The organism is Vibrio sp. Vb0304 (assembly GCF_033338995.1).
Taxonomy (GTDB): Bacteria; Pseudomonadota; Gammaproteobacteria; order Enterobacterales; family Vibrionaceae; genus Vibrio; species Vibrio alginolyticus.
Window position 1 is genome coordinate 473,582 of record NZ_JAWOTT010000001.1, and the last position, 17,022, is coordinate 490,603.

At 44.6% G+C, this 17,022-nt stretch carries 13 protein-coding genes; 7 read left to right on the forward strand and 6 right to left on the reverse strand.

Annotated features, from left to right (window positions below):
• Window positions 1–43 precede the first annotated feature (43 nt).
• Window positions 44–421 carry a carboxymuconolactone decarboxylase family protein gene (locus tag R7P35_RS02070; RefSeq protein ID WP_005375385.1) on the reverse strand — a complete coding sequence of 126 codons (378 nt, stop codon included), beginning with the start codon at window positions 419–421 and terminating at the stop codon, window positions 44–46.
• Window positions 422–479: 58 nt separating this feature from the next.
• Complete coding sequence (locus R7P35_RS02075; RefSeq protein WP_005375386.1) at window positions 480–836, reverse strand: MerR family transcriptional regulator; 357 nt, start codon at window positions 834–836, stop codon at window positions 480–482.
• 520 nt (window positions 837–1,356) lie between these two features.
• Between R7P35_RS02075 and R7P35_RS02080 the strand changes: the two genes are divergently transcribed.
• Window positions 1,357–2,706: an alpha-amylase family protein gene (locus R7P35_RS02080; RefSeq protein WP_193837199.1), complete on the forward strand. Its 1,350-nt coding sequence runs from the start codon at window positions 1,357–1,359 to the stop codon at window positions 2,704–2,706.
• Between the two features lie 108 nt (window positions 2,707–2,814).
• On the opposite strand, the gene R7P35_RS02085 is transcribed toward R7P35_RS02080, so the two are convergent.
• Window positions 2,815–3,108: an ArsR/SmtB family transcription factor gene (locus R7P35_RS02085; protein WP_005375388.1), complete on the reverse strand. Its 294-nt coding sequence runs from the start codon at window positions 3,106–3,108 to the stop codon at window positions 2,815–2,817.
• A 245-nt stretch (window positions 3,109–3,353) separates the two neighbouring features.
• Here R7P35_RS02085 and R7P35_RS02090 point away from each other — a divergent pair, with 245 nt between their 5' ends.
• Window positions 3,354–3,647 carry a hypothetical protein gene (locus tag R7P35_RS02090; protein WP_005375389.1) on the forward strand — a complete coding sequence of 98 codons (294 nt, stop codon included), beginning with the start codon at window positions 3,354–3,356 and terminating at the stop codon, window positions 3,645–3,647.
• A gap of 92 nt (window positions 3,648–3,739) precedes the next feature.
• Here R7P35_RS02090 and R7P35_RS02095 read toward each other — a convergent pair whose 3' ends face one another.
• From R7P35_RS02095 to R7P35_RS02105, 3 genes are all read right to left on the reverse strand, one after another.
• Window positions 3,740–5,704 (reverse strand): monovalent cation:proton antiporter-2 (CPA2) family protein, encoded by a 1,965-nt coding sequence (locus tag R7P35_RS02095; RefSeq protein ID WP_025768498.1) that lies wholly within the window; start codon window positions 5,702–5,704, stop codon window positions 3,740–3,742.
• Window positions 5,701–6,318, reverse strand: coding sequence for an NAD(P)H-dependent oxidoreductase (locus R7P35_RS02100; RefSeq protein WP_005375391.1), 618 nt, complete (start codon window positions 6,316–6,318; stop codon window positions 5,701–5,703). The genes R7P35_RS02095 and R7P35_RS02100 overlap by 4 nt, the downstream gene beginning before the upstream one ends.
• Window positions 6,319–6,484: 166 nt before the next feature.
• On the reverse strand, window positions 6,485–6,910 hold the full coding sequence (locus R7P35_RS02105; RefSeq protein WP_005375398.1) for a universal stress protein: 426 nt from the start codon (window positions 6,908–6,910) through the stop codon (window positions 6,485–6,487).
• 445 nt (window positions 6,911–7,355) lie between these two features.
• On the opposite strand from R7P35_RS02105, the gene R7P35_RS02110 reads away from it, so the two are divergent.
• The 5 genes from R7P35_RS02110 (at window position 7,356) to vmeQ (ending at window position 16,998) form a co-directional block, all read left to right on the forward strand.
• On the forward strand, window positions 7,356–8,927 hold the full coding sequence (locus R7P35_RS02110; RefSeq protein WP_205461294.1) for an ATP-binding cassette domain-containing protein: 1,572 nt from the start codon (window positions 7,356–7,358) through the stop codon (window positions 8,925–8,927).
• A 206-nt stretch (window positions 8,928–9,133) separates the two neighbouring features.
• Entirely contained in the window at window positions 9,134–11,293 is a 2,160-nt protein-coding gene (locus R7P35_RS02115) for a prolyl oligopeptidase family serine peptidase (protein WP_169629135.1), read from the forward strand.
• A 529-nt stretch (window positions 11,294–11,822) separates the two neighbouring features.
• Window positions 11,823–12,614, forward strand: coding sequence for a hypothetical protein (locus tag R7P35_RS02120; RefSeq protein WP_017635247.1), 792 nt, complete (start codon window positions 11,823–11,825; stop codon window positions 12,612–12,614).
• 90 nt (window positions 12,615–12,704) lie between these two features.
• The gene (vmeP, locus tag R7P35_RS02125; RefSeq protein ID WP_053303798.1) at window positions 12,705–13,847 is read left to right on the forward strand and encodes an efflux RND transporter periplasmic adaptor subunit VmeP; all 1,143 of its coding nucleotides are present in this window, start codon (window positions 12,705–12,707) and stop codon (window positions 13,845–13,847) included.
• Between the two features lie 10 nt (window positions 13,848–13,857).
• Window positions 13,858–16,998: an efflux RND transporter permease subunit VmeQ gene (gene vmeQ / locus R7P35_RS02130; protein WP_258458378.1), complete on the forward strand. Its 3,141-nt coding sequence runs from the start codon at window positions 13,858–13,860 to the stop codon at window positions 16,996–16,998.
• Window positions 16,999–17,022: the final 24 nt, after the last annotated feature.

Consider the following 17,022-nt stretch of genomic DNA (forward strand, 5'->3'; position numbering starts at 1 on the left):
AGGGCCGTTTTTAATTGCGGTTAAATTGATTTCAACGTCGTTATTACTCTGCTCTTTCCGCTAGCACTTCTTTGAATGCAAACATGCCGTTTAATGCCGCGGGAAAACCTGCGTAGACGGACATCTGCAAAATGATCTCTTTAATCTCATCCTCGCTACAGCCTACATTCAGCGCTGCATTTAAGTGCACTTTTAGTTGCGGCGCGCAATTCCCCATTGCCGTTAGCGCGGCGACGGTTGCGATTTCTCTCGATTTTAGGTCTAAGCCCGGGCGAGCATAAATATCGCCAAACGGATACTCAATGGTGTACTGAGCTAAATCTGGACAAATATCTTGTAAGGTTTCGATGACATTATGACCAGCGTCGCCATCAATTTGAGAGAGTAGTTCTAATCCTTTGTTAAAGCGTGATTGTTCCATCGGTATGTTCCTAGTGAATAAACGTAAACACACCTTAATCGTTAGAGTTAACTCTAAGTCAACGAACTTTTCCGCTTTTATACAAGGCAATTTTTTCTTCTAGAGCCGATAAGTGCTTTTTCTGTTGCTCAATGTGGCGTTTGAGGTTTTCTTGGTGTTGTTCTAACAGGGCTTGACGTTGTGGTACAGATTGAGAGCCGACTTCCCTTAATTTGGCATACTCTAGAATCTCTTCAAGTGGCATTGCAGTTTCTTTTAAACGCTTAACAAAGCTTATCCAGTTTAGATCTTTCGAACTATACATTCGATGTCCACTCGCGTTTCTATGGACATGTTTAAGTAAACCGATTTTTTCATAGTATCGAAGTGTATGAGCAGATAGCCCGACGAGGTCAGAAAATTCTTTGATATTCATTATTATCCTCCAAGGTAGAGCATACCCCATAGAGATAAGCTAAGTTTCGCATTTTGAAGTCATTTCGGGACAGATACAAACAGAAATCTTTAGTCTTTTAACGCTAGGTATGGTGATTTACTGGATTTTTGAAACGCGCCAAACGTGATCCATCTGCCAGTTTCGTTTTATTAACAATTGATTACTCAACGGGTTGGCTTGGCTATTTTTATCCTTTGGGCCTATTTTAGGGCGTACATAGGTCTTATGTTCTATCTTTTTAAATTTAAGTTTTTGTTAATCAAAACAATGCCTTAGTTTTGTGTTGGTCTGTTCGGGTTGTATGTCGTGTGCCCGTTATTCACTCAGAACGATTTATCGCTGTGCAATGGATGAGTCGCTACGCCTTCGATTTCAGCCTTGAGTTAGTGCTAAAAGGGTGAGTGCCTCTGATGAATAGCTTTTATAATTTCGATTATTGAATTCACTCACAAAAAAATGCAAACAAGTAATCGTGAGTGGAAACGAGCAGGAGAACAACATGAGTGGCTCACAGGAAACACAATCATTCGGTGCAAACGTTATCTTACATGCGTTTGATTGGAAGTATGCTGACATTGCCCAACGAGCAAAAGAAATCCGCGAGCTTGGTTATGGCTCTGTGTTGGTTTCGCCACCAATGAAAAGCGCACACGATGAGCGCTGGTGGCAGCGTTATCAACCACAAGATTATCGTGTTATCGATAATGCTTTGGGTGATACCAAAGATTTTATTCATATGGTTCGTGAACTGGAGCAAGTTGGTGTGTGGGTTTATGCCGACGTAGTGTTTAACCATATGGCAAATGAGGCCCACCTTCGCAGAGACCTTCAGTACCCAAGACAAGAGGTCTTGGAGGAATACCAGAACAACAAACAGAAATATCAGTCGCTAGCGTTGTTTGGCGATCTATCTCAACCACTTTTTGATGAAGAGGACTTTGTTGAAGCATTCGGCATCAAAGACTGGAAAGATAAGTGGCAGGTTCAAAACGGACGTATCACAGGTGGACCAACCGATCCTGGCTTGCCAACTCTTCGTGTTTGTGACCATGTCGTTGAGCAGCAGCGAGCGTACCTAAAGGCGCTGAAAGCTATTGGTGTGAAAGGTTTTCGTATTGACGCTGCGAAACACATGACGTTAGAGCATCTTAAGCGTGTTTGGACAGACGACATCACGCGGGATGTGCATATATTTGGTGAAATTATTACCGATGGCGGTGCGACGGAAGAAGAGTATCAGCTGTTTCTTGAGCCGTATCTACAGGAAACTCGCCTAGGTGCGTACGATTTCCCTTTGTTCTCAACCATGTTTAAGGCGTTTGCTAAAAAGGGTAGCTTCAAGTCTCTGATTGATCCCTATTGTTTTGGTCAGGCTCTGTCCCCCGGCCGTGCGATTACATTTGCTATCACACATGATATTCCTAACAATGATGTCTTTCTTGATCTCATCATGGACGAGGAAAACGAATGGTTAGCTTATGCCTATATTCTAGGCCGAGATGGTGGTGTGCCGTTGATTTATACCGACTTAAACACCAGCGGTATTAAAGGTAAAAATGGTCAGCCAAGATGGCAGGGTGCATGGAGCGATCCGAGAATGGCAAAAATGATCCAGTTCCATAATATGACGCATGGCGAGCCGATGAGTGTTCTTGAAGGTAACGATGACATGCTCGTACTTAAGCGAGGTGACAAAGGCATTGTGGTGCTTAATAAATCACAGCGTCAACAGTCTTTGACATTAAAAATCGATGGTAATTGGGTTGATTTGATGACAGAACAAATCATTCCAAGTGACGGTAAGTTAATCGTACCATCTAAGTCGTCGATGTTACTCGTCGCGAACTAGAAGATGTACACACCGAGGTTAGCAACTTCGGTGTGTATGTTTATCATCGTCATTCACGTTCTGCTGAAATTCAATATAAACTCAAACTCTCTCGTTTTTGCTAGAAATTTATGAGCACTCGTTAACGCAACATTCTGCTTTTAAAAAACCAATTACGTCATCTAAGCACTGATATTCTGCGACACAAAAAAGGGTTCTACCCTCGCGGCGCTGGGTGAGAAGACCAGCTGAAGCAAGGCTCGAGATATGATGAGAGAGAGTGGATGCTGGAATGCCAAGCTTTTCTTGTACGCCGCCTACCGCGATACCTTTGTATCCCGCTTTGACGACTTCTTTGTAAATACTTAAACGAGTCGGATGCCCTAACTCTTTTAGTGCTTTAGCAACGGCTTCAAGCTCCATACTGACCTCTAAAGAATGACCACAGTAATTTTATTTCGATAATAGGGAAAGTCTCGGTAAATGCCAACTATTACGATCTCAGAACAATTTAAATCAGATGAGATTCATGCTGGCTCATGCCTTCATGACAACAATTGTCTGTTCTAATGAGACAGATCAATCTTCATTATTATTTCACGCCACGTTCAAAATCCCTCGTCTACACTCAATGTTGAGTTGTCAGTTGGCAGACCAAGGAGGCGGCCATGATTGCGGTTCATAGAGATTATTGTTTGTCTAACAGTTCGGAGTTACATGCCCACGTTAAAGTCAATCCTGTCGGTAAATTAGAAGTTGAGATTGTTGAACTTCAAGAGCGCCACACCACAGAGTTTGATGATTTGTCTTTTGAGAGTCGTGGGTGTGAAACTCGAATCTGTGGTAAAGAAGACACAACTCCGTGGCAGTTCAATCTTGCAGTTACTGATGCGTTAGAGCTTTCTCATTTAGTGGAAGAAGCAAACGAAGAGTATGAGATTTTAATGAATGATCTTATGTAATATCGAGAAGATCATTTTATCCTGCACGGCGTGTGGCTCTGTACTGAAAAAATAAAAACCTCCCAAGCGGGAGGTTTTTAATATGGAGTGCGTTATCGTTGGATAGGCTCTTCTCTTGGTGGTATTAGCTCTTGGACGTTATCTTCATTAAAGTCATCGGCGTAACCTTTAGGTGGCGGGGTCCAACCACGTTCTGACCGCGATAGTTTGTCATGACGATCTTTTTGCATCTCTTCCGCCATTTTCTCCTCTAACTGAATAAACAGTTGTCGGAAATTGTTGTCATAGCGTTCACCTTCAGAATCATCTTCCCAAGCTTTGTAGAGTATTTCTGACTTACGTGCTTCAACACGCTTATATGTCGCCTTCTGTTGTTCAACAAAGAAGGGGTGAATGCCAAGGGCTTTCATTGTGTGACCGCCCATCTCCAATGCAGAATGGTAGGTCTCTGATTCAATAATATCAGCTCCCGCTTGACGCAAAAGATAGCCATGTCCACGGTCAAAGGCACGTGCAATCACTGTTACTTTTGGGTATGTGTGCTTAACGTACTTCACCAGTTCTACACTCGATTCTTGGTTATCAATCGCCACAACCAACGCAGCGGCGTGCTCAATGCCGGCTGTATGTAGCATATCTGGTCGAGTCGCGTCGCCAAAATAGGCGCGAGTGCCAATCTGGCGCATGTTATCGACTTGGTCAGATTGATGGTCAAGTACCACGGTAGTCACGCCGTTTGATACCAATAGGCGATTCACTATTTGTCCAAAGCGGCCGATGCCGGCGATGATCACCGTGCCTGTTTCCTCAATCGTATCGCTTTCGCGTTCATTTGACTGGCTTTCAAAGCGCGGTAGAATCACTTTATCAAACAGAATAAACAAACCTGGTGTCAGGAACATCGAAATCGCAACCACTAACGCAAGAGTTTGTGAAAGTTCAAATGGGATGACGTGGTTTTGCACTGAAAAGCTTAGAAGCACAAAGCCGAATTCACCTGCTTGAGCCAAGCTTAGGGTAAACAGCCAGCGGTTGCTGCCTTTCACCCTAAATATCAGTGCAAGAATAAACAGCACCAAGGCTTTCAAAACCATCACGCCAATGGTCAATGCCATGACCAACCAGAAATCACCAAAAAGGACCGAGAAGTTGATCCCTGCGCCAACGGTAATAAAGAACAGACCTAACAATAAGCCTTTAAATGGTTCGATGTTGGATTCTAACTCGTGGCGGAATTCACTGTTCGCCAATACAACGCCAGCCAAGAAGGTTCCTAAGGCAGGAGATAAGCCCACTAAGCTCATCAGCGCAGCGATACCAATGACCAGCATGAGTGCAGTTGCGGTAAAGATTTCTCGCAAACCAGAGCTAGCCACATAATTGAGCAGAGGTCGACTTAAAAAGTGTCCACCAACGACGACGATTGCAATCGATGCTGTGATTACGATGCCGTATGCCCAGCCTGGCAACCCCGCAACGAGGCTTAATTCTTCATGGTGCGCTGCGGCTGTTTGAGCCGCGGACTGTGCCTGTTCAATTAATTCAGGTAAGGCCAATAGGGGAATGAACGCCAACATTGGTATCACGGCAATATCTTGAAAAAGCAACACGGAGAAAGCGTTTTGTCCACCTTCCGTCTTCGTTAATCCTTTTTCGCTAAAAGTTTGCAAAACAATCGCAGTAGAAGAGAGGGCGAAGATCAAACCTATGGCTAAGGCTATGGTCCAAGGCTGGTCAAAGTATAAGGCAATACCCATAATCGCCGCGACGGTACCGCCGACTTGCAGACCTCCTAAGCCCATTAAGCGATTGCGCATCGCCCACAACATTTTGGGTTCGAGCTCTAAGCCAACGAGAAACAGCATCATCACCACGCCAAACTCGGCAAAGTGCTGGATTGTTGTTGTTTCTTCACCGACTAAACCGATAATTGGGCCAATGACCACACCTGCGATGAGATAGCCTAAAACGGACCCAAGTCCCAAACGCTTAGCAAGTGGGACTGCAATTACAGCAGCAATCAAATATACGAAGGCTTGTAAGAATATTCCTGTCATGAAGCCTCCTTAATGAGCTCTGGCAATGCGCTGTTAAGCTTGATTAATGACGCCGCAGCTTCAACATCCAACCTATCTTCGACTAAAGCTGTTAGCAGGCTCTTGTACCGCTCAACATGACGAGGGATTCGCCCTTCTTCATCTGCTGTACGTGCACCAAACATCGCGAGAGGGGCAATGTAGTTCATGCCTGTCAGTGCGGACATTTGTTCAATAGGCGCAAGCAGTTGACGAATCGTAAAGTGGTTGTAGCCCTCTGCCTTATAAGCTTCTTCTTTACCCCCTGCAGACAGCACACAAAGCATGGTCTTGCCTTGCAGTGCTGTGCCATCTGTACCGTAAGCAAAGCCATATTCCAAAACCAGATCTTGCCACTCTTTTAAAATCGCAGGCGTTGAATACCAATATAGTGGGAATTGGAAAATCACCACGTCATGCTCACGTAAGCGTTGCTGCTCACGGTCGATATTAATATCGAAACGAGGGTATTCGCCATAGAGATCAACACATGTCACGCCTTCAATTTTTTGAGCTTCTTTGAAAAGTGGAGTATTCACTTCTGAACGATGCTGGGAAGGATGAGCAAAGAGAATGAGTACTTTTTTATTTGCCATAGGGATCCTTGCTATCTAAGTAACCATGCCCAGTAGGAGCGCGGGTTGGTTAGAAAATGTAACTCATAAATGATCGCCAAGCTAGTTTGGAAAACTGTTTAAGCTGTTTCAATATCAATAAAAAACCACCAAATAAATTGGTGGTTTTGGGAAGCGTTACGTTTTACTAATCATGAATAGGGACGACTAGAATATCCACCGGTGACTTGTTAATTAAGTGTCTGGAGTAAGAAATGATCTTGCTCCAGAAATCTTGGTGGTGACCACAAATCAGCAGATCCACTTCTTGCTCTTTAATGGTGACTTCCAATTTATCAGCCAAATCACCCGTACCTACAAAGAAGTGTTTAAGTGGGTAGTCCATGTAATCACTAAATGTTTTTAAACATTCCATTGAATGCTCATTCAACGGCCTTTGATCCGGGTTTTCTTTAATGTCTACAAGCTCACGATAGATTTCTCCGTGCGTACCATCAATATGAATAAAGGAGATATCGGAGTCGAGATAGTTTGCCATTGATACCGCTCTGTCGATAAGCACGGTGCTTTCATCTGACAGTTCGAGTGCAACAAGGATATGTTTGTATTTCATAACCACGCCCTTATGTGGATTATCTTTACCCTAAGCATAGTATGGCTTGGATAAAAATTGTGTTGCTAAGATCTCGAAATTGTTCAAAGACTTGTTAAAAAGTTAATGTGATATAACAACTTACTGTGAAACTTTCTTTTTGTTCACATTTGGTTAGAAAGCTTGCTTTTTGAACAAAAAAGCGGCTACACTCTGCGCATCATTTCTCTAGGAGATTACGCCAACATGAAGAACTAAACCTGTCATCCATATTTTTACTTATTTTTTGGATCTGCAGGGTTAGTAGGCGTAGCTCACTTTCCGATATTTCTTTGCAACAAGACGACTTTTTGATTTGACGTATATCGTCGAACTTTACATAGAGCTTAATGCGTTTGTGCACGCGTTTTGTTGCAATTTCAAATCATAGCTACGGCTGTTGTCCCTGTCATACAGGAGGCAAATTATGCCAGTTTTACAAGCTTTTAATGTTAGCCATCAGTTTGATAATGGCGATACGCTATTCCAGTCTATTTCTTGTTCCATGACTAAACGACGTGTTGGTTTGGTTGGGCGCAATGGCATTGGCAAGTCGCTTTTGGCTTCCATTTTAGCGGGAGAAATTCAGCCTGCCAGCGGTGTTGTGACTGCTCCCTCTTCTTTCATGATGTATCGCCAGCAGCCGTCTGACCTGCTTTCAGGTCAGCAATCGATCGCCCAGTTTCTGGGCAAAGATGCGGTCTTGCATGCTTTAAAGCAGATTGAACAAGGTGATGTTTCTGAACATTGGTTCGAACTGGTTGGCGAGCAGTGGGATATTGAATTAAAACTCAAACAGCAGCTCGCTGCGATGGGATTACCGCAAGATCCTGATTTCTCTTGTGCTCGGCTCAGTGGTGGTCAGTTGGCGCGTTTGCAGTTATGGCAGTTATTTGAAAACGAAACGGAGCTTTTGATTCTCGATGAACCATCCAATCACCTCGATACCGAGGCGAAACAATGGTTGATAGAGTCTATGACGCATTTCAGCGGCGCGATTTTACTCATCAGTCACGATCGTGAGCTGCTGCGAGAGATGGAGGAAATTTGGGAGCTATCGGGCCTAGGTTTACAGGCTTTTGGTGGAAATTACGATGTGTACGCCGAGAAAAAACGCACTGAACTGCAAGCGGTCGAGAGGCAGTTAGCGCAAGTCGATAAACAGAAAAAACGGTTAGCCGAGCAAGCCCAGAAAAATCGCGAAAAAGCAGACCAACGCGCCGCGCAAGGGAACAAACTGCGCAAAGACGGCAGTCAGCCCAAAATTTTGCTTGATGGAAAAAAGGATAGCGCGACCGCCAGCGCTTCAAATCGCAATAAGAATGAGCAACTCAGACAAGCGCATTTACAAGCCAAAGAACAGGCGTTGCAATCGCGACATGAGCAACTCAAGGCGCAAAAGCTTTCTCTTACAGATAATCCGAACCGTTCGCGAAAAGTGTTGTCGATACAAGAAGGTATATTACCTTTTGGGAATTCTACGCCTATCACGTTGCAGATTTTTGCGAACGACAAAGTCCATCTCAAAGGGAGAAATGGCTGCGGAAAATCAACCTTGTTAAAGACGTTGCTTGGCGAGTTATCGTTGCAGAGTGGTGAGTTGCAAGTGAATACGCCTTTGTATTATCTCGACCAACATTTTGGTGCAGTGAATCCAAATCTTTCGTTACTTGAGAACGTAATGGAGAGCTGCCAAGAGATGACGGAAAGTGAAGCGAGGACCTTATTGGCCGGGATCGGTTTTCGTCGAGATGCTGTGTTTCGATTGGGGCGCCTACTGAGCGGTGGCGAGAAGATGAAGCTCGCGATGCTGATAGTCAGCCACCAAAATTCTCAGCCTTTGCTGCTGCTTGATGAACCAGATAACCATCTCGACCTCGAGTCAAAAATAATGCTTAGTCAGGCGTTAAATACATACAAAGGTGGATTTGTTCTGATCAGTCACGACCAAGATTTCGCTTCTGAGTCTGGGGTTTTGCGCCAAATCGAGCTGACTTAGACGAAAGAGAGTAAACGCCATCGTAGCTCTTCAGTATTGTTCCCAAGTTCTACACCGCCACTTACTAGTTTGTAGAACTGGAAGGAAATGAGGGAGTTAGGATGGCTTTCACAACTCGTTTAATGAAATTAGATTCATTTTGTCGATATATAGTAGAGTTCTGATGTATTGCACAAAAAGACAACAGAAAAATAAAAAGGAATTTCATGAAAAAGAACACCCTAGCACTCACAACGGCTCTCGCACTCGGAAGTGTGTTGTCTGTGGCGTATGCAAATGAAGCGGCGCAATCGTCGGTTGAACAGGTAACCCCGAAAACCATCACGTATCCAACCACACAAAAAGTGGATGTTGTCGATGACTACTTTGGTACAAAAGTGAGTGATCCTTATCGCTGGTTGGAAGACGATCTCAGCCCAGAAACCGCAGAATGGGTTAAGGCACAAAATGCAGTGACGTTTGATTATCTGTCGAAAATCCCTTACCGCGAGCAGATTGAAGAGCGCATCACTAAGCTCATGGACTACGAAAAGCAAAGCCAACCGTTCAAAGAGGGTAAGTTCACTTATTTCTACAAAAATGACGGGCTACAAAACCAAGATGTGCTTTATCGGCAGTTAGGTGATGGCGAAGCAGAAATTTTCCTCGATCCAAATACTTTTAGTGAAGATGGCACCACATCGTTAGCGGGAGTGAGCTTTTCACGTGATGGTTCTTTGGTTGCATACAGCATTTCGGAAGGCGGTAGCGATTGGCGCAAAGTCATTGTGTTAGACACAGAAACCAAAAAGCCCGTCGGCGAAACGCTGGTGGATATTAAGTTCAGTGGCATCAGTTGGTTCGGCAATCAAGGCTTCTATTACTCAAGTTATGACAAGCCAAAAGGGAGTGAACTTTCTGCGAAGACAGACCAACACAAGCTCTACTTTCATAAACTAGGGACGAAACAAAGTGAAGACCAATTAATTTTCGGTGGTGTAAAGGACGAAAAGTATCGCTACGTTGGGGGTTACACGTCGGAAGATGAACGCTACTTGTTTATCTCAGCCAGCGTATCGACGTCGGGCAACAAACTGTTCTTCAAAGACCTGAGTAAGCCAAATAGCTCGCTCAAAACCATTTTAGATAACACCAGTTCTGATACTTGGGTGATAGACAATCAAGGCACGAAACTGTACTTGGTTACGAACCTTAATGCGCCGAACAAACGCGTCGTGACGGTGGATGCAAGTCAGCCGCAGCCCAAAAACTGGAAAGATGTGATTCCTGAAACAAAGAACGTGTTACGTGTTTCTACCGCGGGTGGCAATTTGTTTGCGAGCTATATTGTTGATGCGATCTCAATGGTGAAGCAATACGATATGAACGGCAAACTCATCCGAGAAATCAAATTGCCTGATATTGGCAGCGCATACGGTTTCTCGGGGAAAAAAGAAGAAACCGAAGTCTACTACTCTTTCACCAACTACAAGATGCCAAGCACTACCTACCGTTTGAACATCAAAGATGGTGATAGCGAGGTGTACTACAAATCTAAGGCGCCATTTGATCCTGCTTTGTATGAATCTCGCCAGGTGTTTTACACCTCAAAAGACGGAACAAAAGTGCCGATGATCATCACCTATAAAAAAGGGACACCGATGGACGGCAGTGCACCAACCATCCTATATGGTTATGGCGGTTTCAACATTAGCCTCACGCCATCTTTTAGCCCGACACGTGCGGCTTGGTTAGAGCTTGGTGGTGTTTACGCGGTAGCGAACATTCGTGGTGGTGGGGAGTATGGTAAAGAGTGGCACAACGCTGGCATTCAAATGCAAAAGCAAAATGTGTTTGATGACTTTATTGCTGCGGCTGAATTCCTAATTGATGAAGAGATAACGTCATCAAACAAGTTAGCCATTAACGGTGGATCGAATGGTGGCTTGTTAGTGGGGGCCGTTATGACGCAACGTCCACAGCTGTTTAAAGTGGCGCTGCCAGCAGTCGGCGTACTGGATATGCTGCGTTACCATACTTTTACCGCAGGTGCTGGTTGGGCGTATGACTACGGCACGGCAGAGCAAAGTAAAGAGATGTTCCAATATCTGAAAAGTTACTCGCCGGTGCACAATGTAAAAGCAGGGGTGGAATACCCAGCAACATTGATTACAACCGGTGATCATGATGACCGTGTTGTTCCTGCTCACTCATACAAATTTGCTGCTGAGTTGCAATCGAAGCAAGCGGGTTCAAATCCGACCTTAATTCGCATCGAAACCAATGCAGGACATGGTGCAGGCACACCAACGCGTAAAATAATTGAGACAAATGCAGATATTTATAGTTTTGCACTGTTCAATATGGGAATAGAGAAACTGCAATAGTGCGAATTGTTTGCGTTTTAGTTATCGAAACGCATCTGCGCTTTATCGCTCGATAATAAAAGGGAATCACAGAGAGTGATTCCCTTTTTATTTATTATAGGCCTACTATTTTAATCTGATGCTAGGCTAATCAAACTAAGGTTTTTTTAAATTATTATAATGTTCTAATTAATCTGAAGAGTGTTGTACGATCGAAATGAAACATTGATCGCGATCACCTAAATCCATTGCACTCTCTATTTATATGGTAAAATTAATTAATCATTTGTTCTAATGATAATTTGATTTTCATAAGTTTTAATATTTCCTTCTTCGTTAGTATTACCAAATTTCAAGTTATATAAGATATAAGTAGCGGTGATTGAACTTTTACGATTCTTTATTTTATTTTAATTAAAGCGTCGAATGTTTCGTCATTATTGAATTTTCTTTGATAATTTATGTTATCCAAAGCGAGTTGTGTTGCTTGCTATTTATGATGACCTCATGACGTGAATAATTTTATAATCATTAAAATGGATACAGTTTTATGAATTTAGTGAAACCGTCTGTTGCCATTATGGTTGCAGCCCTACAACTCGCGTCTTCTGCCTATGCGCAGACAAACAATAACGAAGAACTACAAGATATGTCTGACCCACTTGCGGTATACACCCAAGCGGGCTTTGGTATTACTGATAAAGGCGCGAACATCAAAATCGGTCAAACTTACCAATCTAGCCAGCCTGGTACCATGGCGATGAACATCATTGAAATGAAAGGCATTGGTGGTGAGCTATTTGGCATTCGCGACAATGATGATCCAATATATGCCAACGTTGATGACAGCATTGACTCTTTCCGACTACGTAATTTCCAAGTAGAAGTCGCAAAAGGTCTAGGCCGTCAATTAGATGTAAACTACGACGTTGATAACGATAAATTAGATGCATCTTATAGCTTTATTCAAGGTCTACCTAAGTTTGGTATGTTGCAGCTATTTCCTTTAGCTGGTGCGGGTGTCACTATTGCTAATGATTTTAGTGGTGATGACAAAGGTTATGAAATTCCAGGTACTTTCACTGTTGTGGGTATGTACTCAAAAATTGAATTAACCGATAAAATCTGGATTAACTACAACCCAATGTATATGCATACGTTGTCAGGGTCTAGTCAATATAAAGATACTTATTACGCGGGTGAAGATAATATCTTGACTCATGAGTTTGCGTTGTCTTATCAAATTAATCCTCGCGCAAATATTCGTTACTTTGCAAACTGGAATGAGCACGTTAATTTCGGTGATGGTGATCACCGTATCGAATTTAACTACCAATTCTAACTCCCTCGTTTATTTCCAGAATAGAAAGTGTGTTTATCCATATATTTAAATATTTAGGCTAGGGCACTTTCTAAATAAAGTAGGTTTATCATGAAAGCCAAATATAAATTTGCGTTGGTATCTATTGCTATATCTTCTGCATTACTATCAGGATGCAAAACTGGCGATATCGCAACGAAAACAGCCCAAGCACCCTCTGTTGAAACCGTTACCCTAACCGAAACAAAAATCACTCCTTATCATACTTTTATCGGTCGAACTGAAGCGGTAAATGACGTTGATATTATGCCGCGAGTCGGTGGCGAATTAACCGCGATTCATTTTAAAGATGGCGATATGGTCGAAAAAGGCCAATTGTTGTTTGAAATCGACGACCGTCCTTACAAAGCGGCACTGGCGTATGCAAAAGCGTCGTTGCAAAAAGCAAAAGCACAACTCGTTCAAACTACGCGTGATGCAGAACGTGTGAAGAAACTCATCAAAGATAAAAGCATCAGTGAGCAGCAATACGATGACGCCATTGCTGCGCACGCCGCAGCGATTGCTTCGGTAGAAGAGGCGAAAGCGACGCTGGTTTCAGCAAGGCTCGATCTTGAATTTAGCTCTGTGCGCGCTCCTTTCTCTGGCCGCGTGGGTTTCAGCAACTTCCGAGTGGGTGACCGTATTTCGAAAATTCAAATCGTTCCTCTTGTTTCGATCACTCAAGTAGACCCAATTCGTTTTGGCTTTGATGTGGATGAGAAGCTCTACCGCCGAGTAAGAAGTGCCATTGATGTGGCTCATCGTAACGATGACAAACTGGATGTTGATTTAACACTGACGCTTTCAGACGGTTCATTGTATCCGCTTGATGGCAAGATCTACGCCGTTGGCAATAAGATCGATTTAGAAACAGGCTCAATTCGAGCAGAAGCACAATTCGATAATCCAACTTACGCGCTTATGCCGGGTGAATATGGCAACTTGACCATCAAGCTGCGCAACAAAACCATTGATGGTTTGCTTATCCCATCGGCGGCTGTTCAACAAGACCAAGCGGGTGACTACGTCATGGTGGTTGGTGATGATCACGTGGTGTCTCGTCGTAACGTTGAACTCGGTCAGACCTACGGTGTGAAACGTGCTGTGCTGACTGGTTTGGCGGCTAACGAAAAAGTCATCGTCCATGGTCTACAAAAAGTGCGTCCGGGTGCAACGGTGAAAGACGTTGAGCTACAGAGTGAACAAGGCTGAGTGAGTACTGATGTTAAGTAAATTTTTCATTCACCGGCCGAAATTTGCTTTGGTGATCTCACTGGCGATGACATTGATGGGTATGATCGCCCTGAAAGTCTTGCCAATTTCTGAGTATCCTCAAATCTCTCCAACGGTAATTACGGTGAGCACCATGTATCCGGGTGCAAATGCGGACGTGGTTAAAAAGACCGTAGCACAACCGATAGAAGCCAAAGTCAACGGCGTTGAAGACATGATTTACATGTCTTCTGTGATTGGTAACGATGGCTCATACACATTGCGTATTTACTTCCGAGTGGGCGCAGATGGCGATATGGCGCAGGTTCGTGTGAACAACTTGGTGGCACAGGCGACGTCGTCTCTACCACAAGAAGTAAACCAAATCGGTGTGACGGTTAAGAAGAAATCTTCCGACATGCTGGGCGTTATCACACTGCGTTCTCCGAAACAGTCTTACGACAGTATCTACCTTTCTAACTACGCGGATCTCAATATCGTTGAGCGTCTAAAACGTATCGAAGGTATGAGTGACATTACGCTGCTGGGTAAGAAAGACTACTCAATGCGTATTTGGTTGAACCCAAATAAACTGGCTACCTTGAAGCTTTCTGCTAGCGATGTTATTGGCGCAATTAAAACGCAAAACATCCAAGTGGCGGCGGGTAAGATCGGTGGTATGCCAGCTCCGGGTGACCAGCAATATCAATATGTTTTGCAAACCAAAGGCCGCCTCACTTCTGCGGAAGAGTTCGAGAACATCATCATTCGTGCGAGCAAGAAAGGTTCTTTGATTCGCTTGAAAGATGTGGCTCGTGTCGAAGTTGGCGCACAAGGTTACGAAGCTGATGGTCGTATGAATAACGAACCAGCAGCCGTTCTGGCCTTGTACCAGTTGCCGACCGCGAACGCGCTAGACGTGATGGAACGCGTGAAAGAGGCCATGAAAGAGTACGAGAAATCGTTCCCAGATGATTTGGTCTATGACATCGCGTATGACTCTACCGAATACGTAGAGACATCGATTGATGAAGTGTATGAGACGCTGGTGATTGCGGTACTTCTTGTCACCTTCGTTGTGTACGTTTTCTTGCAGAACTGGCGAGCGACCATTATTCCAACCTTAGCGATTCCGGTTTCCATCATTGCGACTTTCGCAATCATGGGCGTGATGGGCATGACCATTAACACGATCTCGTTGTTTGGCTTGATCCTCGCCATCGGTATCGTGGTGGACGATGCGATCATCGTGGTAGAGAACGTGGAGCGGGTTATTCATGAAGAGCATTTAGACCCGATTCCGGCCACTATCCAAGCTATGAAAGAAGTGACGGGGCCAGTATTGGCAACAACGCTTATTTTGTTGGCGGTATTCGTACCGGTTGCGCTATTGCCGGGTATTTCTGGTCGAATGTTCAACCAGTTCGCGGTCACCATCTGTGTATCGGTGCTGATCTCTGCGATCAACGCATTGACGTTAACGCCAGCGCTTTGTGCGTTGATGTTGAAATCTACTCACTCGCAACCTATTGCGCCTTTGCGTGCGTTTAACCGAGGTTTTGAAGCAATAACGCGCAAATACCAAGGTTTAGTTGGCTTCTTGAGCCGTCGTATTGTGCTGAGTATCGGTGTTTATGGCGCGCTTATTGCGGTGCTGGCATTTGCGTTCATGACCGTACCTTCTTCTTTCGTACCGAACGAAGATAAAGGCGTGTTCATGGTCGAAATGCGTTTGCCAGACGCAGCAGCATTGCAGCGTACTGCACCATTAATGAAGAAGTACGTTGATGAGCTAAAACAGATGGAAGGTGTGGAGAACGTGGTTTCGGTTGCGGGCTTCTCGGTAATTAACATGGCGTCGATTCCAAACTCGGGCATGTTGATCATCAAACTGGATAACTGGAGCAAACGTAAAGACCCTGAGCTACACCAACGTGCGTTGATGAACAAAGTTAACCAAATGCTGAACTCAACGCCAGATGCCGCTTCGTTCGTTTTCGCGACGCCGGCAATCAAAGGCATGGGTGCGGTGGATGGTTTCAACCTTGTGCTGCAAGACAACTTGGGCCGTTCTCCACAAGAGTTGGCAAAAACAACCGCTGATTTTGTTGCCCAAATCAATCAACTGCCTGAAGTGGCGCGTGCGTTCTCGATTTTCCGTGCGAACATTCCGCAACGTTACATCGATATTGACCGCGATAAAGCGATTTCGATGGGCGTACCGTTGAATGAAATCTTCAGCACACTGCAAGCGCAGTTGGGCGGTGCCTACATTTCTGACTTCAACTTGTTTGGTCGTTCGTACCAAGTGAAAGTGCAAGCAGAAGAGCAATACCGTGACAATATCGACGACATCAACCATCTGTTTGTTCGCTCAAGCTCTGGAAAAATGGTGTCACTGGCAACGCTAGTGAAAGTGAAGCCGATCTTCGGCCCAGATACCTTGTCGAACTACAACATGTTCAGTTCTGCAACCGTGAACGGTGCGCCAGCGCCAAGTTACAGCTCGGGTGATGTTGTAAAAGCCATTGAAAAACTGGCTGCGGAATCTTTGCCAAGTGGTTACTCATACGAGTGGTCAGGCATGACTTACCAAGAGATGAAAGCAGGCAACATGGCACCAATCGCGTTCGCATTGTCTTTGCTGTTCACCTACTTGTTCTTGGTGGCTCAGTACGAAAGTTGGACCATTCCTGCTGCGGTAATGATGGCGGTTCCAGTCGCGATTCTCGGCGCAATGGGCACGCTATTGCTGGTGGGACAACCGTTCGACTTGTACGTGCAGATTGGTGTGGTCATCTTGATCGGTATGTCCGCCAAAGTGGCGATTCTTATCGTGGAATTTGCCAAAGTTCTGCGAGAAGAAAAGGGCTTATCCATCATTGATGCTGCCAAAGAAGCTGCTCGAGTCCGTTTCCGTGCAGTACAGATGACCGCATTCGCCTTCATCTGGGGGGTATTCCCGTTGGTGATTGCATCGGGTGCCGGTGCGGCATCTCGTCACTCACTGGGCTTTGCGGTATTCGGCGGCATGATTCTCTCTACGTTTGTTGGCACGTTACTGACGCCAGTGTTCTTCGTGATGATGCAATCTCTGCGCGAGAAGTTTAAGCGAAAGAAACCCACTGAACTTGAGGTGAGCGAGCAATAACGCTGATTTCAACTGACTGACTCC

Coding starts and splice junctions, on each gene's coding strand:
- vmeQ (WP_258458378.1), top strand. CDS start 13,858: ATGTTAAGTAAATTTTTCATTCACCGGCCGAAATTTGCTTTGGTGATC.
- R7P35_RS02090 (WP_005375389.1), top strand. CDS start 3,354: ATGATTGCGGTTCATAGAGATTATTGTTTGTCTAACAGTTCGGAGTTA.
- R7P35_RS02100 (WP_005375391.1), bottom strand. CDS start 6,318: ATGGCAAATAAAAAAGTACTCATTCTCTTTGCTCATCCTTCCCAGCAT.
- R7P35_RS02120 (WP_017635247.1), top strand. CDS start 11,823: ATGAATTTAGTGAAACCGTCTGTTGCCATTATGGTTGCAGCCCTACAA.
- R7P35_RS02085 (WP_005375388.1), bottom strand. CDS start 3,108: ATGGAGCTTGAAGCCGTTGCTAAAGCACTAAAAGAGTTAGGGCATCCG.
- vmeP (WP_053303798.1), top strand. CDS start 12,705: ATGAAAGCCAAATATAAATTTGCGTTGGTATCTATTGCTATATCTTCT.
- R7P35_RS02070 (WP_005375385.1), bottom strand. CDS start 421: ATGGAACAATCACGCTTTAACAAAGGATTAGAACTACTCTCTCAAATT.
- R7P35_RS02115 (WP_169629135.1), top strand. CDS start 9,134: ATGAAAAAGAACACCCTAGCACTCACAACGGCTCTCGCACTCGGAAGT.
- R7P35_RS02110 (WP_205461294.1), top strand. CDS start 7,356: ATGCCAGTTTTACAAGCTTTTAATGTTAGCCATCAGTTTGATAATGGC.
- R7P35_RS02075 (WP_005375386.1), bottom strand. CDS start 836: ATGAATATCAAAGAATTTTCTGACCTCGTCGGGCTATCTGCTCATACA.
- R7P35_RS02105 (WP_005375398.1), bottom strand. CDS start 6,910: ATGAAATACAAACATATCCTTGTTGCACTCGAACTGTCAGATGAAAGC.
- R7P35_RS02095 (WP_025768498.1), bottom strand. CDS start 5,704: ATGACAGGAATATTCTTACAAGCCTTCGTATATTTGATTGCTGCTGTA.
- R7P35_RS02080 (WP_193837199.1), top strand. CDS start 1,357: ATGAGTGGCTCACAGGAAACACAATCATTCGGTGCAAACGTTATCTTA.